Raw genomic sequence first — 24,327 nt, forward strand, 5'->3', positions numbered from 1 at the left:
AAGGGATTAGGATTATCTCTTGTAAAAAAGTTGCTTTCAGAAGGCTACAAAGTAGCGGCTACCTCACGAAGTGCAGAATCATTAACCAAGGCGGTTGGTGCCGGCAATGCTGATTTTCTACCACTACAGGTAGAGCTGCTAAATGAAACCAGCATAGCCGAAGCCATAGAAAATACAATCAACACCTTCGGTGGTATTGATGTGTTGGTAAACAATGCCGGTTATGGTCAATTAGGTACATTAGAAGAAATGAGCGATTCGGAAGCCAGAGAAAATTTTGACATCAATGTATTTGGTTTATTAAATGTTACCAGAAACATTATGCCACACTTCAGAGCTAAAAAGGCAGGGCATGTTATCAACATTTCTTCGATTGCCGGTTTATTGGGTGCATTCCCGGGTTGGGGGGTGTATTGTGCTACAAAATTCGCGGTAGTTGGTTTAACCGAAGCCCTTTCAGTAGAAGCCAAAGAGTTTAATGTAAAAGCTACAATTGTTTATCCGGGTTATTTCAACACTAACTTCCTTAAAGAAGGCTCCATGAAATTGGCCGCCAATCCTATTGCTGATTACACAGCAGCCCGTAACACCGAAATATGGCACGAAACTCAAATGGTAGGCAATCAACCGGGAGACCCAACCAAAGCAGCCGAAGTGTTTATCCAATTGGCGGAAATGGAAAATCCACCATTGCACTTCTTTATGGGTTCAGACTCATTCGGTATGGCCAATAGCAAGATTGAAATCTTACAAAATGCGCTTACTGCCAATGAAACCTTGAGTAAATCAACAGATTACGTAAAATAATTTACTGACAATTTAAAATTTCAAAAAAATGAAAAGCAGTATTTTAAAATCGCTTTCAGCACTTTTGGTGCTATTGTCTGCCTTCACGGTAAACACCTATTCACAGTCAGCAAGTACCAAAGCAAATGGTACAAAACTTACAAAAAAAGTGTTGATCGTTCTTTCTGCTGCCGACACTTGGACAAGGGCGAATGGAGAAAAGTACCCTACAGGATATTGGGCAGAAGAATTTGTTGACGTGCATAAAGAATTTATTGAAGCCGGATACACAGTAGATATTGCTTCGCCAAGAGCAGTAAAACCTACAGCAGACCCTAAAAGTCTTCAGGTAGCTACCGTTGGAGCAGAAAAAGCACTTGCCTTCACTTACTATATTACTGCATTATCCAAAGAACTTACTCATCCTTTGGAATTATCTAAGATTAATATGGCCGAATATGATGCTGTAGTCATTCCTGGTGGTCATGGCCCTGTTGAAGATTTGTATAAAGATAAAGACATGGGCAAGGTGCTTTTTGCAGCAGATAAATCCAAAAAAGTTATCGGTGCAGTATGTCATGGTCAGGGTGCTTTTTTAAGTGCAGTTGACAGCAAAGGCAACTGGTTGTTCAAAGGTAGAAATATGACATCTTTCAGCGATGCAGAAGAAATTGAATTTGGTACTGCCGACAATGCTCCCTGGCTGTTGGCTTCTACATTGAGAAAATACGGTGCCAATTATACTTGTGGTAAAAACTGGGGCAATTATATCATGGTGGATGGCAACCTGGTAACCGGTCAAAACCCGGCATCAAGTATTCCAATGGCAAAGGCAATCATTGAGCTATTGAATAAAAAGCAATCACTTTGATTTATTCAAGTAAATTCATTAAGTGGAAATCAAATAAATTTTAACTTTGACAGGGCTTTTGGAACACATAAGCCCTGTCATTAATATTGAAGAGATGAGCAATAAACAAATTTATCGTTTCAATTCCATTGCCGAATTTCATAAGATGAGTGGCTTACCTAAGCCTGAGCATCCCTTGGTTAGTTTGGTAGATTATGGCATGGTAGAGTACCATACCGATGAAACAGAAATTAGTTGGATACAAAATTTTTATTCCGTAGGTTTAAAAAGAAACATACAGGGCAAGTTTAAATATGGTCAACAGCAATACGATTTTGATGAAGGGCTTATGACATTTGTAGCTCCCAAGCAAGTAGTAAGTATCACTGTAGACAAAACCCAAACCATAAAACCTTCGGGTCTTTTATTGTTTATTCATCCCGATTTTCTTTGGAATACCAACTTGGCAAAGACCATAAGCAAATACGAGTTTTTTGGTTACAATGTAAACGAAGCTCTGTTTATGTCTGAGAAAGAAGAAGCCGTAATTATTGATATTTTAAAAAACATACAAAGAGAGTACCACTCTGCCATTGATAAGTTTACTCAAAATATCATCATTGCCCAAATAGAACAACTACTTGGTTACTGCGAACGATTTTATCAAAGGCAGTTCATCACCAGAGCCAAAACCAATCATCAAATTCTTGACAAAGTAGAAACCATTTTAGAAAACTATTTCAACGATGGCAATCTGATAGATAAAGGTACACCTACAGCCCAGTATTTAGCAGACCGATTGCATCTTTCTCCAAACTATTTAGGTAGCTTATTAAAATCACTTACCGGCAACTCTACCCAAACGCATATCCACGAAAAGTTGATAGAAAAAGCCAAAGAAAAATTATCGACTACTAATCTTACCGTTAGCGAAATAGCTTATGAGTTGGGTTTTGAGCATAGCCAAAGTTTCAGCAAGTTGTTCAAAAGTAAGACCAAACTATCCCCGTTGGAGTTTAGGGCATCGTTTAACTGATCAGCATTTCTCACCCAACATTCGGCATTTTGACTGTAAGTAGCTCATTTTTCTTTTTACCTTTACTAATACATAATAAAGGTAAAATGAGTTACACTTTAATCACAGGAGCCAGTGGCAGTAGTGGCGAAGCTACAGCAAGAGAATTTGCTGCCAAAAAACACAACGTAGTTTTGGTGGTAAGAAACGAATCTAAGTTGAAACAACTTTGCAATGAACTTTCAGAAAGTCATGCTGTTAATGCTGAATACATTGTGGCTGATTTGAGTAGCCCAAGCTCACCACAACAACTTTTTGATGAGTCCCAAACATCCAAATAGATGTTCTTATTAACAATGCCGGCATAGGCTCCAGCGGGGAATTTGCAGAGAACGATTTGAAATCCGAATTGGACATTATTCAAATCAATTGTACTTCATTAACAGCACTTACACATTTTTTTGCAGGATATGAAGCAAAGAAAATCAGGCACTGTCATTAATCTTGGGTCAATGATTGGCTTTACTTGCTACGTCCTTGGTATTGGCTTAATAAGGCTGTTTTTCGAGCTTAGAGTAAAAATCCGGCCATTTGTAACGCCCACTGAATGGGGTCTGCTGCAAAACGTTCTCGCTTCTGTCCAGACTGCACCCGTTTGACTTCGCAATTACAACATTTCTACTTGCAATTAGTTTATGATACAGCCCTCTTTTTCCTGGTATAGGAGTTTGGGATGGGTGCGGGGCCGCTACAGAAAAACAAACACATCTCAACTGGCGGGACTATGTTGCAAAGCAGAAGTTTACATAGCAGAAGTAACCAATCCGCACAAGCCATCAAAACTCTTACGCATGTCACAACAACCCTCATATAAATAGAATCGATGAGAAGAGCCTAACGAAAACATTGCACTTTATTAAGTATATAAACCACAACAGGTCAGTACAAATGGATCAAGTGAGAAAGTAATGCCAGATCAGCTTGTTTATCCAAGGCTTGTATTTTCACGCTGACCTCATTGGGAGAAAGCACTTCTATGGGGGGCTGGTCTTTAGTGATTTTTTTCGGATCAATGGCTATAAATTTGTTATCGATTGGACTAGATTGACTAGTGAGTCGGCTTTCGATTATCCAATAGCTCAAAGTGGCTATTTTGATTCCGACTTGTCTACAGAATTGTTTTTGGGTCTGACCGCTAGTTCACCAGGCTTCTACCAGCGATAACATTTTTTCTCGTTTGGCTTCTGAACTATTCATACCTGTATTAGATTCATATCCACAAAGCTAATACCTCTTTTTGCCTAGTTCAATATGCACTTGGTCGGCTGCATACCAAGCCTGGTCTGCTTGTACACTTTTGGTAAATACCTGCTGGAATCTATGCGAAGGCTTGATATGATAGAACGCTTTGGTTAGACAGAATAACCGATGAAACAATCGCACTAATGATACGCGTTATGTCAACTATGTAAAGAAAATTAAAAATACTCGACTCTGTGTTTAGGGATTGGGGGGTAGTTAGTTGACATAGAAGTGTCGACCCTAATTTGTTAAAGTTGCAAAGACAGGATTTGGTTAAGGTTCATATGAACGAAAAGTAGGCTGCGACTTCATTATTTTTTTCAGTCCATAGCCGCTGGCTATGTGAGCGTCTGGCTAACAATGAGTCTTCTGCCTCAATCCAAAATCTGGTTATTGAGCTTCTTTAAAAATTATAGTAGACAGCTTCATCAAGTAAACAAACTATAAACCTAACCAACCCATGAAATTCTATTTACCACATTCCTCTTTTGGATTCATCCATCTCTTACCTGATTACTTTCTGATCCGATAGTTTTCTATGCATTTTTTTCCTGTGTTTACAGACCTGTTTCAGTGTCTGAAGGGATATGTATTGCCTTTTCTCTACAATAGAAGTAAACCCTATCCGGCTATGCGGGAATCGGTACATATGTTTTGTCTCTGCTGTTCCTTTTCTTTTTTATCTATTATCCATTAAACCAATCTGTCAGTATGTACAAAAATGTACTTTTGCAACGGTATTCCGTGCCTATTTTTGTTTCTTATTTCCTGGCGATCCTGCTGGTTATTCATGCCACCAGCAGTAGTTTTGCTCAGATACCGGGTAATTCTTCACATGTGGAGCCTGGTATTGTCCGTATTAAAGTCGCTGAATCTTTCGCCGCACAACTGGAAACGCAGTCGAGACAAAAACAGATTACCCGGACATCGGCTGGGGTGCTTAGAACAGGTATTCAGACTTTTGACAAAGTGAATGCTAAGGTAAAGGCACAACAGATCAAACGGGTTTTTCCGGATGGCGGCAAGTATGAAGCCAAACACCGCAAACATGGGCTGCACTTATGGTATGAGTTAAAAGTCAATCCAAACCTGCCCTTACAGGAAGCCATTGCTGCGTATAAAGGACTGACTGAAATTCAGCTTGCGGAAGCTGTAAATCTGAAAAAAAACATTGGACCCAATCCAGCTGACAAGAAGCCCATTCCGTTTAACCTGAAAGAGACAGTCCAGCCTTTGGGAACTATTGGCAGAGCTACCAATGATCCCGGATTGAGCTATCAGTGGCATTATGATAATTTTGGTCAGAGTGGAGGTAAGCAGGGCGCCGATATTAGCCTGGCAAAAGCATGGGCTATTGAAACAGGAAAAAAGAATGTGATTGTTGCTATCACAGATGGAGGCGTAGATGTAAATCATCCGGATCTGAAAGCCAGTATGTGGACCAATGCGAAAGAGATTCCGGGAAATAAAATAGACGATGATAAGAATGGATATATAGATGATGTACATGGGTATAGCTTCGTAGAAAATCAGGGGACAATTACACCGCACGATCATGGAACACATGTGGCCGGAACCATTGCTGCAACCAATAACAATGGCATTGGAGTATCAGGGGTAGCCGGAGGTTCTGGAAAAGGAGATGGTGTACAGTTGATGAGTTGTGCTGTATTCAACACAGATCAGGAAGGTAACGAACAGGCAGGGGGCTTTGAATATACCTATATTTATGCAGCAGACAACGGTGCGGTTATTTCTCAGAATAGCTGGGGATACAGGCAGCCCAATGTGGTAGATCAGGCTGTACTGGCTGCCATCGACTATTTTATAGACGAAGCTGGGACAGATGAAAATGGAATGCAGACTGGACCCATGAAAGGGGGGATTGTTATATTTGCGGCCGGAAATGACAATCAATCCGGCAAGTGGTACCCAGGTTACTATTCCTCTACATTGTCAGTAGCTGCAACCGGGCATGAAGACGTTAAAGCCAGCTACTCTAACTTTGGGGAATGGGTAGATCTGGCTGGTCCTGGTGGGGATGATATTGAAAGCGGAGGACCGGAAGGATATGTGCTGAGTACTATTCCCAACGGAAAGTATGCATGGATGGCGGGTACCTCTATGGCGTGTCCGCATGTATCCGGCATAGCAGCTTTGGTGGTTTCCAAATTTGGGGGAGCAGGGTATACTCCTGAACAACTGAGAGCTCGTTTGCTGGCTTCTGTAGATAATATTGATGCCGAAAATCAATGGTATAAAGGCCAGATCGGAGTAGGGCGTCTCAATGCCTTTCATGCACTGCAAACCATGGATGATCAATTGCCGCCTGCTGCTGTTACTGATCTGACAGTAAGTGATTCAAACAACTCAGGTCTTACACTTACCTGGACGGCTCCAGCTGATTCTTCCAGTGGCTCGGCAAGTATCTATGAACTCCGGTATGCGACTTTCCCTATTACACCGGATAACTTTGGGGAGGCCATTCGGGTAAGTGTGCCTCCAAAACCAGGACCTGCCGGAATGAAAGAGACATTTACTCTTACAGATCTGACACCTGAAACAACCTACTATATTGCGATTCAATCATCTGACTATTATCATCACACGTCTGCATTATCTAATATTGCTATTGGAAAAACGGCTGTTTCTCCTGTGTTTTCTATTGAACCAGATACACTGCTGGCTGAAGTACAGCGGACAGATTCGGTTGTGCGTTCACTGGTAGTCTCCAATCTGGGACAAGGGAATCTGGAATACAAAATTCAGGAGACCGGAGATGATGGATATAGTGAATTATCTCCGTTCGTTACGTTTTCCAAAATTTCTGGCACGGTAGCGCCAGGACAACAGGATACGGTTTGGCTCACATTCAAACCTGTCAGCTTACTGCCCATGGATTTTACGGAAGTAGTGACTATTCGGACCAATGATCCTGAAAAATCCTACCTGTCGTTACCTGTTATAATGCGTGTATTGCCTATTCAGACGGGTATTAAGGTAGATACCAGTGAAATTAGGTTTGGACAGGTAATCAAAGGTCTCAGTACACTAGGCAAACTGGCAGTGCAAAATACAGGTTCGGGTATACTGAAAGTATTTAATGTGGAAACAAGCCATCCGGACTTTACCGTTTCGCTGGAAGATACACTCACAGCCTATGATTTTCAAGGCAGAGTCATTCGCATCGGCTTTAAACCATCCTCAATCGGCAAGGTTACTGCAACCCTTCGCCTGCATACCAATGATCCAGCCCATCCGGTTATTACTGTACCTCTTTCTGGTGAAGGCATTCCTGCGCCGGGTCTGGTGGTAAGTCCGGGTACAATCTCAGCTGCCTTACCTACTGGTGATAGCACCACCCGACAGATAACGTTGAAAAATACAGGTGAAAGCAAGTTGGTATATCATATACAGGTAACTGACCCTGCCAAAACAGACAGTCTGGGGAGGTTGTCCCCTTTGGCTAAAACCGACATTACCAAAGTGCTGATTTTATCACCGGAAGGAACAGCTGCAGAGTTTCCAATGCTGCTGAATGGACCCTCTGATATTAAAACGGATGTATTCCCCACGACCAGGTTAGCGACCTTTACCGTGAATGATCTGTTGGGATATGATGTAGTAATTGTCATGAATCAGCGAAGCTGGCTATATCAGGCAAATGTAACGCCGGAAAAGGTCGGAGATGTTCTGGCCGACTATGTAGATGCAGGTGGAAAGGTCATTTTAAACCAGTTTGCCTATACCGGAGATGCAAACTTTACGGTTCAGCTGGCAGGACGATTTATGGATGAACATTATGGACCCTTTATCTCTACTGATACATACTATGGAGTATATCTTACCCTCGGAGAAAAATTGATTCCTAACCATCCTTTACTAACAGGTGTGGATAGCCTGATCTCAAATGGGGATTTACAGCGAGTGGTATTGGCTCCCGGTGCGGCAGGTATCGCCAAATGGTCTAATGGAGACTGGTTGCTGGCTGCCAAACACAACGTGGTAGCCTTGAATATTCTCCCTTTTGCAACCACTTTCAGTGGAACTCCTTATGAAGTATGGTGGGGAAATTTACCTATAGTATACCGCAATGCTATTTACTGGTTAAAAAATTCTTCTACCCATCTGGCTGTCGAACCTTCTGAGGGAACACTTGCCCCGGGAGAGGAAACGACACTGACCGTTCAGGTGAATGCTGGTAAGCTGGCTACAGGATCCTATTCCGCCTCTGTAACAGTAGCCTCTAATGTACCTCAGCAGGAGCAGGTTCTTATTCCGGTTAAATTAAATGTGGAGGGTCCGGCTTTTACAATTTCACCGGATTCCATTTCGGCTGCTCTTCCGAAAGGGGAAAAAGAGATCCGCAAGCTGGTATTGCATAACAAAGGTACCAAAGCTTATCCTTTTACTGTTCGGGTACAGAATACACATCGGGTAGTAGAAGAAAAAGCGATAACAGATACTACACTTTCTACGGAAACGCAGCTTATCACTACGTCTGTGACCTCACCAGGTAAAACAGTGAGCCGTCTTAAGCGGAGTCTTACTGCTGTTGAAACAAGTAAGTTGTTGACACAGACACTGGCTAAACAGGGACCTATAATGCCTACTCCGGTCTATTCGACAAAATATACTACCAGTTTTGAAGGATTCAGCCTTGGCAATATCAACGGACAGGAAGGCTGGGGTGAGATCATAGATGAACAATTGGGTGTGAAAGTACCTTATTTCTGGAAGATTGATAGTTATAAGCCTGTCAGCGGACAGAAACATGTGGAACTCATTTCCGATGGCCTGGGTTCGGTAGGTACCCTGGTATCGCCTCGTGTTAAAATAGGAACACAATCCAAATCCAGTTGTAGCATGCTGGTGAATGTAGGTAGAGGAACTACGTATGACCTCGTTCCGCTTTCCTATGATAGTCCTGGAGGAGTTGGAGTTACTTTTGTTGAATTCAGAGCTAACGGTTCCGTTGGCATCATGACTGTCAAAAACAATCAGCTCCTTTTCGAACCACTCAGCGAGCCTGTTCCAAGCGGATATTTCCTGGTTTCTGTAGATGTGGACCGTAATACAGGAATATTTAATGTATATTTTAATGAGAAACGTGTCTTTACCGGACAGTCTACCGTGGGTGCGATCGAAGCCATTGGTTTTCTGAGCTATGGTGAATCCAACGGATCAAGACTGCTGATTGATGATGTTGTCATTCAGGATGGACCTGTGGAAACGTTACCTGCCTTTCTGAGCTGTCAGACACCAAGTGGTATCGTTGCTCCTGGTGAACAGGTAGAACTAGCTGTAGAAGTTGATGCTTCCCGAATAGGGTATGGCCACTATCAATCTGAACTGATTATTGATATTGCCAATGGGGCTGATCAACTGATTGTACCTGCTTCTCTACGGGTAGTAGGTGGTTCATCTATTGCTGTAACTCCTACCGTATTAGATGCAGTTGCCCCATACAAAGGCAAGGATACTACCTATTTTGAAATTCACAACACCGGAGGGGAGTCATTAAGTTATACCTTACAGGTACTAGGGGGAGGAACTGTAGATTCAACAGCAAAACGGAGCGGGAAAATTGTCCCTGCTACTGCTGAAGAACTAAAGAAGACCACACAGAAGATAGCTAGAGATGCTGCTCTTTCAAAAGAAACTGTGGCCGCTCCCCATCAGGTTCTGAATCTGTTCACAGGAAAAGCTATGCTCAGGGAAACGTTTGAAGGTACATTCCCGCCTAAAGGCTGGAGTACTTCTGAGAAAAGCTGGAAAACAGCAACTGCTTTTGGTGAAGGAAACTACAGCGGTGTTGGAGAAGCAGCCATGTTGAGCACCGATGCCATCCATACAGGAACTCTTCAGGGACAATTACTTTCGCCGGTCATCTCTGTATCGCAAAGCCATAAGCTACTGCTTCAGTATCAGGCCAACTACCAAAACTTTGCGAACCAGGATTTTCTGGATCTGGATATCCGTATCAATGAAGAACAAGGATGGACCAACCTTCTGCATTGGAACGAAGATCATGGAACCTTACGTGGAAAGGGAGAACTGGTACAGGTGGCTCTGGAAAGCTATCTTCAGAAAGCATCCTCTTTCCAGTTACGCTGGCGTTATTCCACCTCAGAAACCGATGGATGGTATACGCAGCTGGACAATGTAGAGATTCTGGCTGATGCACAACCCTGGTTAACACTTGAAACTACTTCCGGAACAATTGCTCCTGGCGATGTCGCAGCTGTGAAAGCTTACTTTAATGCCAGTACTCTCGAAGTGGGTACCCATGTAGCTGGCATTGTAGTTAACAGCAATGCTGTGAATACACCAGAGGTAGGAATAGTTGCTTCATTAGAGGTACTGAAACCAGCTACTGTCAGTGTGACACCCGGCTTTGTTAAAGCAGAAGTAGTAGCAGGGCATACGACTGGTACTACCTTGAAAGTAAAACATACCGGCATTGCCTTAGATCCAACCATCAGTAATCTATACCTGGCAGTGGATAGTTTGCCTGATTCCTGGCTACGTCCTAGTCTGGACCTGACTGAGTTGATCTCAGGTGCTTCTACTGACTTGTTCCTGACGCTGGATGCTACAAAACTAGCTCCGGGAATACATCAGGATACACTTCGGATTTATACAAATGATCCGATGAATGCTGTAGTAGGTATTCCAGTCACTCTGACCGTAATTGTACCGCCTATCCTGGCTATACAACCCGATTCAATCCATGTTACACTGAATGCAGGTCAAACCACTACGCAGGCAGTGACCATTCAGAACGAAGGCGTTGCTACACTGCTTTATTCGGTAGGGACCCGTCAGATCAATAATCCGGATCGATATAAAAACGGTCCTGACCGGCATGGATACATCTGGATTGACAGTCGTCGTCCGGGCGGACCAGCTTTTCATTGGGATGATATTACAGCCACTGGAACAGAAGTTACGTTGAAAGAACATGATTCAGTAGCCGTAGCACTTCCGTTTGAATTTCCTTTTTATGGAAAAAAACAACGAAATGTAGTTATTGCCTCAAACGGATACCTGACCTTCGGTCCAATTGGATACAATGAAAGAAACGAATGGATGCCAAGTCCTTCCATACCTAATAATCTCATTGCAGCCCACTGGATTGATCTGGATCCTTCAGCAGCGGGAGCAAAGGTTCATTATAAACAGGAAGCAGATCGCTTTATTGTCCAGTATACCAACGTTCCGGAAGACTTTGGTATCTTTGGAACTCCGAACACATTCCAGATTATCCTTCATGCAGATGGGAGCATTCTGTACAACTATCTGGACATTAATACAGATAGCTATCAGGGAATCGGTATTGAAAACGAAGATGGTACGGATGCTTTACAGATCAAGTTTGACTTTGATGGATACTCCTCTGACACTACTTCTGTGTTGATCATTCCAACTGTATCCTGGATGTCGGCTACTCCAGCAGAAGGTAAAGTCATAAGTGGCGGAAATCAAACAGTAGATGTTACGTTAAGTGCGGAGGGATTAAATGCCGGCAGCTATTCAGGGGTATTGGTTGTGACCGGTAATGATCAGATTCATCCGGTGAAACGCATTCCTGTTACAATGGACGTAAAAGAAATGCTTCCAGTGGTACGTGTCAATCCAACTTCTATCTTAGTGGAAGCAAAAGCTGGCGAAGCCGCAACAGCTACCTTGACAGTTTCCAATAGCGGTAGTCCAACCGGATTCTCTGTCAACAGTGATATTAGCTGGCTAAGCTTTGAACCAGGTGGAGGCTATCTGCCAAGCAATGTGTCACAAACGGTAACGTTAAACATTAATACGCTTAAATTACTGCCTGGTACCTATACAGATACTCTCTATATTGGAAACGGCGATCCTGTGAATCCTCAGATTCCAGTCACTGTTACGCTGAAGGTATTGCCAACAGCAGAAATTGAAAGTTTTGCCCTGATCGATATCCCTACAGGTACAGTGCTGACTACTTTCACAGATAGTCTCTCTGTAGATGTCGCATCGCTCGATCTGCGTTCTGTAGGAATAGTGGCCAATACCAGTGGAGAGGTAGGCAGTGTACGCTTCAGCATCGATGGAGGAGTGAAAAACCTGGTCAATGAAAAACCCTATCTGCTATCTCGTCTCACACTGCCTCTTTTGAGCCACGGAGCCCATCTGCTCACTGCCCAAAGCTACTCGCAAAGTGGTGGAAGAGGAGAGCTCAGCAGTGAAAAACAAGCCGTGTTGTATCTGTATAGCTCTGCACAGCTTACGGAACTGGAGGTAATCTCTACCAGAGGCAACAAGCTTAAAACCCTGGCTGCTCAGGATACAATCAATCTAGCGGATCTGCGCTATGAGTCGATCACTCTCAGAGCCAATACAGATAAGCCAGTGGGCAGTGTCAGCTTCTATCTGAATGGCGTATATTATGGCACTGACAATGGAGCTCCATTTGTACTCACTCCGGAAGTGAGTGACAGGTATGCTCCCTGGAAGATAACAGAAGGCGACTATACGCTAACGCTGATTTGCTATTCCTTGCCTCATGGAGCAGGTATTGCTTCTGATACATTGAGTTTGCAACTGACAGTGATTAATCAAAAGCCGGCTGGTGCCCAGACTGCAGACCATGCCATAACCTTGTATCCGGTGCCAGCCAGCGATGCGTTAAGTGTACAACTGAATCAGCCTGTCAGTGGAAAAGTAAGGCTGAGCATACGTACGGCTCAGGGGCAGGTGGTGTATCAGCAACAAATGGATGCCAAAGATATAGCTACCCATACAATCAATCTGGCAGAGTTGAAACTGGCAGGAGGTGTGTATTACCTACAGGTGGAAGCAGAAGACGGATTTGTACATGCTAAACCGTTTGTTAAGCTATAATTGCAAACCAGGGAACGAATTGGTTAAGAGTAAAACAGGGGACTCCTTTGGAGTCCCCTGTTTTTTTAAGAAAAATATACAAAAGTAAAAAACCCTTCTCTAATTTTTCAATAGCAAAAAAGTGTCCTGTAGGTATCTCTGAATGCTAAAAACAAATAGTCGCTTTTTCAAGGCTGCTTCAAAGGAACACTGGTCATATAATATGCTTCATGCGGATAGATATCATCACTGCGAACAATTCGAACACCTCATTATAATTCGCAAACTGGTACAATTTATTATAAATATAACGCTGATTGGGAATCTTTTTTTCCATTCGAGGTTATTGAAGAAATATATGCATACCCAAAAGTAGTCCACACAGAAGATGTAAGCATTGAGGCTCCTGTCGAAGTGAAAGCCGACGAGCTTCCAATCAAAGTGAAAGCTGAGGAAGCTCCAAGTATTATACCACAAGATTCAAAAGAAAAAAAGTCGTATTGTGATGATGAAACTGAGAAGGACAAATTTAATGGTACTGTAAAACACTTTACACCTTATTTAGAGCCTGTACAATTCTTTAAGAATATTAAAAACGGAGTTACTGTATACTATTTGGCGCTTACAACTGAAGGCAGTACTGCTAACTTTGGGAAGAAAGGTGTAGTAATCCTTTTAAATAACGGCAAAAAGCTTTCCAGACCAGCTGAAAAAATAAATCTTGAGGTTTCGGGTGGTAAATACAAGTACTCCGTTTTTCTTCAATTGACACCAACAGAAATTGCTACATTGAGAGCAACAGAAATGACCGATTTTCGATTGTTTATCTATGATCAGGAGAATATAAACGGATGTAGGTATAAAGTATTATTTAACTGCCTTCTTTTAAAGAAGTAAAAAACTGGCTGAACTATCCAGGCATTCCAGACTGAAATAGTGTAATTGGGCATACAAACATAGATTGGGCATACAAACATAGTATATTTGAATCTTTCCAGGAAGGCTCAGGCTTGAGTCTTCTATTTAAAGCCGACCGGGAGTGGCCGGCTTTTTCTTTAACTCAGAAATTCGGTATCAGGGCAGCCGAAAACAAGTCAGGATAGACTCAATTAAAATAATATGAGTTCTGAATTATATTTTATAAAGCTTTTGCTGTCATGTGATTATCTTTTACTGTAATTATTCCTTTATCTGCACTATCGTCACCATACCAGTTTACCTCACCATCTAATGTACGCTCACCTATGGGGATCTAAACTCAGGGCAGTAATGAACTGAATGAAAAACCATTTTCGATGACTGTTCGTTTTTTCATTCCTTTCGTTGACATCCGCCCGGATGGAAACACCAATTGCCACTGGCTTCACAAACCTGTATAACAGATATAAACAATTTTCACGCCTTACAGGTAGCTTTAGCTTCAACACGCTTGAAGCAGAGTTGTCGATGCTATCAGCTCATAGTGCTACCTGCTAGCTTCCACCGGTTGACACCGAGAGTAATTTTGAACAAAACAGTCCATGCCAAAATGCATGGACTGTTTTGGCATGTTTGTTCGATTTTATTTATTCCATTTATTTCTTCCCGGGACCTTCTTTTACATACCAGTCCCGGTAAACCTGCCTGGTTCTGTAAACCTGCTTAGGTAGCTTTGCCTTTCAACTCCCAGTGATCTTTAATAAGTAAGCCCTGCTCATCACGTTTGAACCGCCGGGCATAGCGTTCGCCTTTCACCGTACCGTTCTGATCGCGCCGACCGATGAACAAAAGAATTGGATTTCCCTCCGCATCGGTTTTGAAAGAAATATCATTGCCCTTGTAGGTAATGTCTACCATGGCTGACGGCGCATATTTCTTGTTTAGTTTTTGCTGAAGATGTTCGCTAAGTGCCATATGAATTCGTGTTTTCTCGGTAAAAGCAAAAAAACAATGCCACACAGGCAGCGTTACCCCAAAGAACCTACCCGAAAACAGCATCCTCTCTCAAATCAAAAAACTCCCTAGCAGATTCAATCTCATATAACACCTCATGGCTAAGATTATCATGAATAAATAGAAGCCTTGCTAAAGCAAAGTGTAGAGATGCCCTTCTATGTAATAATCGATGATTCCTGTAAAAAATCCTTTGTGCGGATGTATTTTGTATAATTAAATCAATTCCTTTTTGTATAGCAATCTGATCAGATCTACTCTGTAGGTTTGTGGCATAATGAACTACAAAATGCTCGTTATCAGATAGCTTTTGTGCACATATATCATATAAGTTATGCGAATAAGGGGTTAAAAAAGCAAACGTAGAGCAAATTACGTTAAGTACTTACCCTTATCGCTCTTTACTACGTCTTCCAACGCTATAGTACTCAATTAGGTTGGCAAGTGCAACTCTTTATTCTAAATACTGCCAAGAGACAGATCACAGATGAAGAAATTATCAACATTTACCTTTTCTGATGTACCTTTTCTGTAGTGCCTTTGCCGAAAAACAAATGATCAAATCTATACACAGCTATTCTATGCACAGCTGCATTCTCACCCATTGGTATGAGTGATTTCCTTCTCTTTCCAGTTATGAAACCTTTGTCACTCGTTTGAATCGGATTGTCCCTGTATTTCCCATGCTGGTAGCGGTTTACTCGAAGATTTAGAGGCAATTCCTACACAAAGTTCGATACAAAGTTTATCACAGAATTTGGTTGTATTAGTCGATTTGATGCCGATTATCACCTGTTCGCACAAACGAAAAGCAAAAGTGGCTCTTTCCCCAATTCGCAAGGTGATCTATACAAACAATACGGTAGAGGGCTTCCATCGCCAACTTCGGCAAGTGACCAAAACCAAAGACGTATTTTCTAGTGAAATGGCTTTGGTCAAACTTTTGTTTCTGGTTAGTGAGCGAATTGGCCAAAAGTAGACTATGCCTATTGTGCCGATGCCTATTGCGGCGATGTCCTTAACCAACTGGGCTTTAACTTTGCACCAGTTAGCGATTTTGTTTGAAGATCGGGTAAAAAAAACATTTACCAACGTGAGACCATTGAGAAGCTTACCACATATTTTTTGACAATGACCAGCTACATAAAATGACACACTTTGGTGTGAGGTGGTCCTAAAAATCGGGACACAAAACTTGTCACCCCTGGCGTGATAAATGAAAACAAAAAAAGCAACAAGTAAACGGCGTAAACCTGTCAAGCCATCGGCATGATACAGTGCCGATTTCAAAAATGAAGTAAATCTCATACGTTCGCAGATGGGCTTCAAAGATGCTTCTCAATGGACAAAGTGCTTCCAAAATTAGTCAGCAGCTAGGCATTAGTGAAAACGAAGCGTATCTGCTTCGGTGATTTATCGTTGGAAAAACGAACAGGTTGCTCAATCAAATTTGCCCGACCGATGGCTTGATATAGCGAAAATCAATCTGATCGAAATATTTCCAGTACGGTACGAATGCCATGTTCATTGGCTACTTTCTTGTTCTTATCAAAAAGACTCCTTTTAGTCAATCCCAAATAATCAGGATTCTCCAGGAACTGGAATCTGGAAGAGCGGTTACAGATAGTTGTCTGGAATATCGTATCCTGGAATCAACCTTCTATAACTGGAAGATTTATCAAGCTGAAAGCATGAAAAAGTATGGAGGCATGCAGGTTGAAGCCTCTCTGCTCCGATGCGAGGCAACGGCTTAAGCAGTTGAAAGAAGAAAACCGCCAATCAGATCAACCATGGTTCGATTTTCTAAAAGAAGCGACAAAAAGGCATTGACGGAGATCCTGCCCGTCCTTGTGCTATGCGCGCCTGCCGTATGGAATGCTGATTTGTTTTTGAAGGGATGACGTCTCCATCCCGTATGCGGATTCATTTCACGCTTACGGCTTATTCAAAAAGCGCTTAAAAAATGTGGCGGCAAGACGGCTTATCTTGCCGTGAATCTGGTGCCGGTTTACGGTAGCAGGGTCTGCGAATATGTCCGGCACAGCGGTTTGCAGTTCATTGCTGGCTTCGGCTAACGCCACGTAATGACCTGCGGCACCGGAAAATTCATAATAGAACGAATGAGGAATCAGCTGGTGATAATGCCGCGCGTTATGAAGGACGGGGGCCAGCTGGTCGTTATGCATGCCCACAATGTATACGGGACAGGTAATAGAGGACAGCTGGCTCTTTTGCGTAAACCCCGCGCCCAGGGCCGGAGCGATGGCGAAGATAGCTTTGATCCGGTTATCTTTCAGCCCAGGAGTATGTTTCATTGCCGTAAGCAGAGTTGTGTCATTCAGAAACCTGGCCAGCCCCGGCAGTTCGGGGGTTTCCACTTCCTTGCGGCCCGTGGTTTTATAATACTGTATTAATTCCGGATAATTGATCCTGCCCCCGGCCAGTGCCATCACGGTGTAGCCACCCAGCGAAAATCCGATAGCCCCAATACGCTGCGGGTCGATGACTTTCGTAAAGTCACCATCCTCCAGCAGTGCGGAAAGGGCAAAACTAATATCCAGCGGACGCTCCCAGGTCTTTACAAACTCAACCGGTATTTTGTTGTCATAGGTATTGCCCCAGTGATCGACGGCCGCGACGATAAAGCCGCCTTTGACCAACACTTGTGCTAGCCATTCCAGCGTCAGCCTTCCGCCCCCGGTTCCATGTGACAGCATCAGCAACGGGAGTTTTTCAGCAGGTAATTTCCCATTCCGAACCGTATAGTCACGTACAAACGGAGAACGTTGTGTATCGTCTGCGGTTAAGGTATCGGACGTTGGATACCAGACCTCTGTGACGACAGGCCGGTTCCGCCCGGCATCCTGAAAGCGGAAGGTCCGCTGCCCGATACGAATGGCCGGATTGGTTTGGGCAGAGGCGGCTACCCACAGCATCATACACCAGGCGAATACGCTATATTTAAACATAATTCGATTGTCAGAGAATTCAGGGACAGCATTTGTGGGTAGTCAGGAACGGATGAGGGGAAGATACTTATCCTTATTTTCAACAAGCACCCAAATCAGTATAGCCCAGAGCACAAGTACCATCGGTAATCCGGAGGATAAAGAAACAGCGGATAACATTATGCCGATCATGACCGGGAAGAGGATAATCGCCCCTAAAGCCCTGAACCGCGGAATGATGATCAGAATGCCACCGATTATTTCGGCAGTGCCGATAAGCGGCAACAGCCACCCGATCTGCATGAAGGCACTGAACATGGCCAAAGCGTTTGCCGGCATGTCTTTGGGTGTGGGCATGTAATTGAAAAACTTGTTCAGGCCTGCGTTGATAAACATCAGCCCGAATAACAGGCATACGACAAATAGAATTTTCTTTTTCATGAAAGATGGGATTTATGTTTTATATTCAGTATCAGTATCAGTCTCAGACCTTCACCTTTTTCCAGTTTCCTTTCTGGAAATAATACCAGGAAACCAAGGCTAAAAGCGCTTCCGCTGCCGGCACTGCCATGATAGCGCCTGCCGAATGCATGCCAAAGCCTTTTGCCAGCAAGTATGCCAAGGGAACCTGGAATAGCCAGAAGCAGCCGAAATTGATCCAGGTTGGCGTTTTCGTATCACCGGCGCCGTTTAAGGCCTGACTCATGACCATAGCCACGGCATAAAAAATAAATCCTGAACCAATGATGCGAAGCGCGGTGCTGCCGTAGCTTAAAATAACGGGTTCGGTGGTGAAAACACGGATGATTGGCCCGGCGCATAACAGGAACAGTAACATAACGAAACTCATCAGTACAGCGTTGTATCTTGCGGTCAGCATAACGCTTTGCGCCGCCCGGTCCACGTGGCCTGCCCCCAGGTTTTGTCCGACTAAAGTGGCGGCAGCGTTACTTAACCCCCAGCAGGGCAGAATAAAGAATACGAAGTTCCGGAAAGCGATCTGGTAGCCAGCAGAAGCGGCCGTACCGCCTGTTTCCGCTACCAGGCGCGTTAGAATGATCCAGCTGCCACTCGCAATAATAAATTGAAAGGTGGCTGGCCAGGCGATGGTAATAATGCTCTTTGCCATTGGAATATCCCAGCTAAAGTGAGTACGGCGGAACTTCAGGATGCCGCTGCCTTTGCACAGGTGGTAGACCTGGAAGATTACGCCGCCGCTCCTTCCGATAACCGTGGCCATAGCAGCGCCTTTTAAGCCAAAAAAGTGAATGAAAACCGGGCAGAGAATAATGTTGGTGAAGCTCGCAATCCAAAGACTTTTCATCGCCATGGCAGCGTCGCCGGCACCCCGGAAGATCCCATTGATCAAAAACAAGAGCATGATGACCAGGCTGCTGCCTAACATGATGCGTGTGAAAACAACACCTTCCCGGACGACTTCTTCACTGGCCCCCATCAACTGTAAGATTTCAGCCGCGAAAAAAATCCCCGCCAGGCTCAGGATAATGGTGGCGATCACGCAAATCAACAGCGATTGGGCACCGGCATGAGCGGCGGCTTCCGGTTTTTTTTCGCCAATCCGGCGCGCCACGATGGCCGTTGCCGCTGTGCTTAAGCCAATAGCGATGGAATACACAATGGTAATGACCGACTCTGTTAAGCCGACGGTGGCAATGGCGTTTTGTCCGAGCTTGCTGACAAAAAACATATCCACGACCGCAAAAACACTTTCCAGGCTTAATTCCAGTATCATCGGAATAGCCAGTAAGAAGATGGCTTTGGGAATGCTGCCCTGCGTATAATCCTGTTGCTCACCATTGAGTGAAAGCTTAATGGCACTCCAGATTTTGGAACCTGTAGTTTGTAGCGTGGTCATGATCGGGGCTTATTTCAAAAAGTTTTCAAGATACACTTTCAGCAGGTCTGTCTGCCGCATCAGGCTGACATGCGATTGTCCGGGAACGATCGCCAACTGGGATTTGGGCATAGGCTGCAGGTCGGCAGAATGGTCACCGCCTAACAGTTTATACGTTTTGGCCAGTTCTATTTTATCCATCCCATCATTGTCACCGGATATAATGAGTACAGGAGCCGCAATTTTTGCGATGTTGTCATCGCCCAGATCAAATGGCTGTCCGGCTAAGGCCATCATCTGTTCCAGAAACTTTGTCCATTTGCTTTTATCCGGCGCTACGGCATCGTAGGCGGCTTGCAGGGGCGAGTTGGCAAAAAGCTCCGGTTTCATCTTTTTAAATCCGCTGGTTACTTCCGGCACCCAGCCGGCAGTCTTATGAGCAGCCGAAATAATAACCAGTTTTCGCAAACGTTTCGGGCTTTGTATGGCAAACTGATAAGCGATCTGCCCGCCGAAACTATATCCTGCGACATCGGCACTCTCAATGTTCAGGTAATCCATCACTTTCTCCACATCGCTTGCCAACGTAGTACGCGATAAACTCCTGTCTGAATAGGGCGTGTGCCCATGTCCCTGCAATTCAATGGCAACCACTTTCCGGTCCTGAGACAGTTTCGGGATTAACTGGCCCCAGTTGAGCTGGATGGTATAATAAGCGCCGTGTAATAAAATCAAAGGCTTCCCCTCTCCATATATTTCGTAATATACCTGGGTGCCATTGGCAGGTACATAGCCACTGCTGGAGGGCTTTACTGTTTGTCCGTTCGATTGCGATGTGGTAATCATAAGAATGGCGATGAATACGATCGGTTTAAGAAAAGTTGCGGTTCGTTGTAAACGCTTCATAATGTAGTTGTCGTTGCTTTTGTTAACATTACAAAGGTAGCAAGTATTTCAGCGTTTCGGGCTGTGTGAAAATGACCATCTCAGGGGTGTGTTGCGACAAAATTACTTCTGCTACCCCTCCCCTTCGCGTAGGATCTCCACATAGCCCGCTGTTCCATGTATCCGGATCCATTGCCCGTCTTTGATTATTCTGGTTGCATTTTCCACGCCTACAACCGCCGGCAGACCATATTCGCGCGCAATCACAGCGCCGTGCGTCATGAGTCCGCCCACTTCCGTGATCAGGCCTTTAATGGCAAAGAACAAGGGTGTCCAGCTGGGATCGGTAAACATGGTAACCAGGATATCGCCCTCTTCCAGATCAGCCTCTTCCACCTTCAGAATCACCCGTGCCCTGCCTTCCACGATGCCGGATGAAACCGCCAGACCCGCCAGCGAACCGGCAGGAACAGCTCCACGTTTGTACTGCCCGTTGAGGATCTCGCCCTCGGAGGTGATCACCCGTGGCGGCATTAGCTTTTCGTACGTATGGTACTCTGCCTTGCGTTCATTGATGAGTGCGTAGTCCACTTTGCCGGTACGCACCACCTGCTGCAACTCGTCAAAACAGAGATAGTAGCTGTCTTCTTTCTCTTCGAGAACACCGGCTTCGGTAAGGAGTTCCGCTTCTTTTAACAACGCCTGCTTGTAAATGAAATACCGGCAAACGATGTCATATTTCGGATATTCGCGGTAACCGATAAAGTTCCGCAGCAAGTCAATCATCTGCCTGGTTTCGCTGGCTTTTTCTTCGCCGCCCGGTAATGACTTTAGCCGGGTCAGCAACTCGTGCGCTTTGGCTAAAGCAGTCTGCTGTCCCTGCTCAAACCGCCGCCTGCTTTCTCCTGACGGCAGGTTTTTAATGTTAGCGAGCAGCATCGGCAACAGGATGCCTGGGTTTTCACTCCACCGCGTCCGGGTGATGTCAATCTCACCGGCGCACCGCATCCCATATTTGTTCAGGTAGGCCGTGATCGCATCGCGAACCTTCTGCCCTCCTTCGAATGGAAGCAGTGCCTCCAGAAAGTCAGGGTTGTTGCTCTGCTGCAGATAAGCGACTATCTCCGGATAAGGGCGTAAGACATCTGCCAGATCCAGAAGTGCCAGACCCATTTCCGACGTGATGTTGTGAGGTACCGAAAGCGTAAGCGTATCGGCCACGTTGGTTTCCCCCAGCCATTCGTTCATTTTCTCATTGATCCAGGCCGAAGCGTGAATGGCTGCCATGATCACGTTCAGATTTTTCGTTTCCGAAGACAGCTGTCGCCTTTGCTGCATATCCTGCAGGATGTGCTCAAATACTTCCGGTCCTGTTTTGGCTGCGATGTTCTCCCTGAGGGCTGCAATTGCGCTTTGGCTGCGTCCGATCAGATCAGCCACAATGCCCGGATCGTTTCCGGCTTCGGCCAGTATATCAGCCGCAGACATGCCCTGATGGCCTTTCACGTGTCCGGGTATGGTAACATCGGGGTCCTCTTTTACAAACTTCCGGTCGATAACAGTCAGCAGGCTATCTTTAATCAGCGGGTCTGAATGTCCTAACACATTTAACAGATTTTCCCGGCCTGCGGGGGAGGCCAGTCCCCTGGTAATATCCACGAATAACCTCCCGCCAGCCGTTTTGAACATGGCCAGGTTTCCGGTCAGCATCCAGACGGACAATCCGAGCGGTTTAAAGGCATCGGTCATCATTTGCTGGTGTCCGACGGATACATAAACATGATTTCCGTCGTCCTCAGCCTCCGGTACAGGATATAAGGTGGTGATCGGCCGGCTTTGTACCATATAGAATGTGTCATCCCTCAAACACCACTCAATGTCCTGTGGCTGCCCGAAATGCGCCTCGATCATTCTGCCGGTTTGCTCGAGTTGTAGTATCTGCACATCTGTCAGCGCCTGGCTGTTCTGCTGCCCGGGTTCGATCTTCCGCGCCTGTGTGCCACCGGCTTCCGAGGCATGCACAGCCATTTGTTTAGTAGAGACTTTTTTCTCTATAATGCGGCCTTCTCTTACTTTATAATGGTCAGCATTGACCAGGCCTGACACCAGCGCCTCTCCCAGTCCGAAGCTCGCATCTATGGAAACTACCTTACGGTTGCCACTGATGGGATCTGCTGTAAAGAGAATGCCGGAAACCTGAGAAAAAACCATCCGCTGCACCACAACAGCTAATGAAACGTTACGGTGACCGAAGCCATTCTGCATCCGGTAAATTACCGCCCGCTCGGTAAACAGGGAGGCCCAGCATTTGCGGATATGGCTTAAAATGGCATCGCTATCGGTAACGTTTAAAAAGCTATCCTGCTGACCTGCAAAGGAGGCACTGGCCAGATCCTCCGCGGTAGCGCTGGAACGCACCGCATACGCGTGTTTTCCGCCGTTCTGACCGATGCGGCTACGGACTTGGTTTTCAAGTTCCTGCGGAATAGCCGTGGCTTCAATGCACATTCTGATCTTTGCGTCTATCTCACTGATCGCTTTCCGGTCCGATACGGTCAGACCTTCCAGCTGTTCAAGCAGTGCAACAAACTCCGGCTGATGCGCGATCACGTCTTTAAAAGCCTCAGTCGTGACACAGAAACCTTCCGGCACGTTTAGCTCCGGTATCCGGGTTAATTCCGCAAGATTGGCGCCTTTGCCGCCAATCAACGCAATGGCCAGCGGGCCTGCGTCTTTTAAATCCATCAGATATAAGCTCTTGTTTTCCATATGATCCTATTTATCCTTGAACTGGTTGGTGGTCTCAGTCATGAGTTCAATTGACCGCTGCAAAAACGTTTCGATGATCTCCAGATCCCGTTCTGTGAATGAACGGATCATTTCCTCCGAGCGGCTCCGGTAATCGACATACAGCGGTGCCAGCAGTTTCATGATCTTGTCCGTATCAGGCACGACCATGACTTTCCTCCTGTCCTCCTGAGCAAATTCTCTTCTGACCAGTTCTTTTTTCTCGAATCGGTCGATCAAACCCGTCACAGCGCCACTGGTCAGCCCCGTTACCTCGCCCAACTCTCCGGCAGTCATCGCCCCTTTTACCAGGAAAAAGCCCAGATACTTCTGGTCAGTACCGGATAGCCCTGCTTTTCGTGCAATGTTTTCATGCATTTGAATGGAAGTATAGGCGTACTGCTGGCTTAACTTTCTTACCCGGGTGATGGCTTCGTGATTCATAATATATCTTAGCGTATTTGATTATCTTACTCACAAAGATAATTTTATTATTTAATTTACAAGCAAAATTTTGACTTCATGCATTGAATTACCTTACATCCTCCTGATCTCCTCCCATAAAAATGGAACTTCTCTGCTATCTCATGGTGCCATCTCATAGGGAAGTAGAAAAAATCGGTGATTAATGGATCTTATACGATCCATTAGTTTACACATAAAGAAAATCGCCATAAAAAACAGATCATCTCAGATCGAATAGTTTACCGAAGCACATATCGCCTTTGCCTTGAAGCAAGCCGAGAGCAGGATCTCGGTTGAAGAAGTATGTCTTAAGATGGGCATCACGGATCGTGGCTGATCCCTATGCTACTTTCTACAATTGGAAGATTTATCAAGCCATCGGCATGAAGAAGTTCGGCGGGTTGGGAGTTTCAATCTGATACCTTCGAAGCGTCTTGGCTGAGTCCACATGGGCTTGAACTGCGCCGGCTACGTCAATTGGAGGAAGAAAATGCCAAACTCAAGCAACTGGTAGCCGATGGATCAGCTCTGACATAGCCGTCAGGCTAAGAAGTAAAAAGGATCTCGAAAGGGAGTCGGGAGTCAAATCGCTTTTCATTCTTCCTTTTCTCTTTTAAGCCATCTTTTACTATTTGTTTATAAA

Annotated in this window: 16 protein-coding genes and 2 pseudogenes; 10 read left to right on the top strand and 8 right to left on the bottom strand. The window is 44.8% G+C overall.

Going from position 1 to position 24,327, the window contains the following annotated elements:
• The 5 genes from QNI22_RS39840 to QNI22_RS40480 all read left to right on the top strand — a co-directional run.
• Window positions 1–807: SDR family oxidoreductase (locus QNI22_RS39840; RefSeq protein ID WP_314520213.1), on the top strand; the 807-nt coding region annotated here is incomplete at its 5' end.
• A gap of 28 nt (window positions 808–835) precedes the next feature.
• The gene (locus QNI22_RS39845) at window positions 836–1,657 is read left to right on the top strand and encodes a type 1 glutamine amidotransferase domain-containing protein (protein WP_314520218.1); all 822 of its coding nucleotides are present in this window, start codon (window positions 836–838) and stop codon (window positions 1,655–1,657) included.
• A 94-nt stretch (window positions 1,658–1,751) separates the two neighbouring features.
• Window positions 1,752–2,672 (top strand): helix-turn-helix domain-containing protein, encoded by a 921-nt coding sequence (locus QNI22_RS39850; RefSeq protein ID WP_314520246.1) that lies wholly within the window; start codon window positions 1,752–1,754, stop codon window positions 2,670–2,672.
• A gap of 86 nt (window positions 2,673–2,758) precedes the next feature.
• Window positions 2,759–2,992, top strand: a complete 234-nt coding sequence (locus tag QNI22_RS39855; RefSeq protein WP_314520219.1) for an SDR family NAD(P)-dependent oxidoreductase — start codon at window positions 2,759–2,761, stop codon at window positions 2,990–2,992.
• 23 nt (window positions 2,993–3,015) lie between these two features.
• A complete protein-coding gene (locus tag QNI22_RS40480; RefSeq protein ID WP_419836280.1) occupies window positions 3,016–3,153 on the top strand; it encodes a hypothetical protein in 138 nt (45 codons plus the stop codon).
• A 437-nt stretch (window positions 3,154–3,590) separates the two neighbouring features.
• Here the strand turns inward: QNI22_RS40480 and QNI22_RS40485 are convergent, their stop codons facing one another.
• Complete coding sequence (locus QNI22_RS40485; protein ID WP_419836279.1) at window positions 3,591–3,794, bottom strand: hypothetical protein; 204 nt, start codon at window positions 3,792–3,794, stop codon at window positions 3,591–3,593.
• Window positions 3,795–4,664: 870 nt separating this feature from the next.
• On the opposite strand from QNI22_RS40485, the gene QNI22_RS39865 reads away from it, so the two are divergent.
• Together QNI22_RS39865 and QNI22_RS39870 are read left to right on the top strand one after the other, a co-directional pair.
• Entirely contained in the window at window positions 4,665–12,833 is an 8,169-nt protein-coding gene (locus tag QNI22_RS39865; RefSeq protein WP_314520225.1) for a S8 family serine peptidase, read from the top strand.
• Window positions 12,834–13,226: 393 nt separating this feature from the next.
• Window positions 13,227–13,709 carry a hypothetical protein gene (locus tag QNI22_RS39870; RefSeq protein WP_314520228.1) on the top strand — a complete coding sequence of 161 codons (483 nt, stop codon included), beginning with the start codon at window positions 13,227–13,229 and terminating at the stop codon, window positions 13,707–13,709.
• A 744-nt stretch (window positions 13,710–14,453) separates the two neighbouring features.
• Here the strand turns inward: QNI22_RS39870 and QNI22_RS39875 are convergent.
• On the bottom strand, window positions 14,454–14,705 hold the full coding sequence (locus QNI22_RS39875; RefSeq protein WP_314520230.1) for a hypothetical protein: 252 nt from the start codon (window positions 14,703–14,705) through the stop codon (window positions 14,454–14,456).
• Window positions 14,706–15,576: 871 nt separating this feature from the next.
• Between QNI22_RS39875 and QNI22_RS40490 the strand changes: the two are divergent.
• Window positions 15,577–15,873, top strand: a pseudogene (locus tag QNI22_RS40490) (hypothetical protein); the annotation flags it as partial.
• 391 nt (window positions 15,874–16,264) lie between these two features.
• Window positions 16,265–16,498 (top strand): transposase, encoded by a 234-nt coding sequence (locus tag QNI22_RS39880; protein ID WP_314520232.1) that lies wholly within the window; start codon window positions 16,265–16,267, stop codon window positions 16,496–16,498.
• 180 nt (window positions 16,499–16,678) lie between these two features.
• On the opposite strand, the gene QNI22_RS39885 is transcribed toward QNI22_RS39880, so the two are convergent.
• The 6 genes from QNI22_RS39885 to QNI22_RS39910 all read right to left on the bottom strand — a co-directional run bounded on the left by QNI22_RS39885 (window position 16,679) and on the right by QNI22_RS39910 (window position 23,663).
• The gene (locus tag QNI22_RS39885) at window positions 16,679–17,713 is read right to left on the bottom strand and encodes an alpha/beta hydrolase family protein (protein WP_314520234.1); all 1,035 of its coding nucleotides are present in this window, start codon (window positions 17,711–17,713) and stop codon (window positions 16,679–16,681) included.
• A gap of 42 nt (window positions 17,714–17,755) precedes the next feature.
• Window positions 17,756–18,133 carry a DoxX family membrane protein gene (locus tag QNI22_RS39890; RefSeq protein ID WP_314520236.1) on the bottom strand — a complete coding sequence of 126 codons (378 nt, stop codon included), beginning with the start codon at window positions 18,131–18,133 and terminating at the stop codon, window positions 17,756–17,758.
• 43 nt (window positions 18,134–18,176) lie between these two features.
• A complete protein-coding gene (locus QNI22_RS39895; protein WP_314520238.1) occupies window positions 18,177–19,568 on the bottom strand; it encodes an MATE family efflux transporter in 1,392 nt (463 codons plus the stop codon).
• 9 nt (window positions 19,569–19,577) lie between these two features.
• The gene (locus QNI22_RS39900) at window positions 19,578–20,453 is read right to left on the bottom strand and encodes an alpha/beta fold hydrolase (RefSeq protein WP_314520240.1); all 876 of its coding nucleotides are present in this window, start codon (window positions 20,451–20,453) and stop codon (window positions 19,578–19,580) included.
• A gap of 111 nt (window positions 20,454–20,564) precedes the next feature.
• Window positions 20,565–23,201 (bottom strand): rifamycin-inactivating phosphotransferase, encoded by a 2,637-nt coding sequence (gene rph, locus QNI22_RS39905; RefSeq protein ID WP_314520241.1) that lies wholly within the window; start codon window positions 23,199–23,201, stop codon window positions 20,565–20,567.
• 6 nt (window positions 23,202–23,207) lie between these two features.
• A complete protein-coding gene (locus QNI22_RS39910; protein WP_314520243.1) occupies window positions 23,208–23,663 on the bottom strand; it encodes a MarR family winged helix-turn-helix transcriptional regulator in 456 nt (151 codons plus the stop codon).
• Window positions 23,664–23,937: 274 nt separating this feature from the next.
• On the opposite strand from QNI22_RS39910, the pseudogene QNI22_RS39915 reads away from it, so the two are divergent.
• Window positions 23,938–24,203 (top strand): annotated as a pseudogene (locus tag QNI22_RS39915) (hypothetical protein); the annotation flags it as partial.
• Between the last annotated feature and the right edge of the window lie 124 nt (window positions 24,204–24,327).

The organism is Xanthocytophaga agilis (genome assembly GCF_030068605.1).
Classification (GTDB): domain Bacteria; phylum Bacteroidota; class Bacteroidia; order Cytophagales; family 172606-1; genus Xanthocytophaga; species Xanthocytophaga agilis.

Coding starts and splice junctions, on each gene's coding strand:
- QNI22_RS39885 (WP_314520234.1), bottom strand. CDS start 17,713: ATGTTTAAATATAGCGTATTCGCCTGGTGTATGATGCTGTGGGTAGCC.
- QNI22_RS39850 (WP_314520246.1), top strand. CDS start 1,752: ATGAGCAATAAACAAATTTATCGTTTCAATTCCATTGCCGAATTTCAT.
- QNI22_RS39900 (WP_314520240.1), bottom strand. CDS start 20,453: ATGAAGCGTTTACAACGAACCGCAACTTTTCTTAAACCGATCGTATTC.
- QNI22_RS39880 (WP_314520232.1), top strand. CDS start 16,265: ATGTTCATTGGCTACTTTCTTGTTCTTATCAAAAAGACTCCTTTTAGT.
- QNI22_RS39895 (WP_314520238.1), bottom strand. CDS start 19,568: ATGACCACGCTACAAACTACAGGTTCCAAAATCTGGAGTGCCATTAAG.
- QNI22_RS39910 (WP_314520243.1), bottom strand. CDS start 23,663: ATGAATCACGAAGCCATCACCCGGGTAAGAAAGTTAAGCCAGCAGTAC.
- QNI22_RS39875 (WP_314520230.1), bottom strand. CDS start 14,705: ATGGCACTTAGCGAACATCTTCAGCAAAAACTAAACAAGAAATATGCG.
- rph (WP_314520241.1), bottom strand. CDS start 23,201: ATGGAAAACAAGAGCTTATATCTGATGGATTTAAAAGACGCAGGCCCG.
- QNI22_RS39890 (WP_314520236.1), bottom strand. CDS start 18,133: ATGAAAAAGAAAATTCTATTTGTCGTATGCCTGTTATTCGGGCTGATG.
- QNI22_RS39845 (WP_314520218.1), top strand. CDS start 836: ATGAAAAGCAGTATTTTAAAATCGCTTTCAGCACTTTTGGTGCTATTG.
- QNI22_RS39865 (WP_314520225.1), top strand. CDS start 4,665: ATGTACAAAAATGTACTTTTGCAACGGTATTCCGTGCCTATTTTTGTT.
- QNI22_RS39855 (WP_314520219.1), top strand. CDS start 2,759: ATGAGTTACACTTTAATCACAGGAGCCAGTGGCAGTAGTGGCGAAGCT.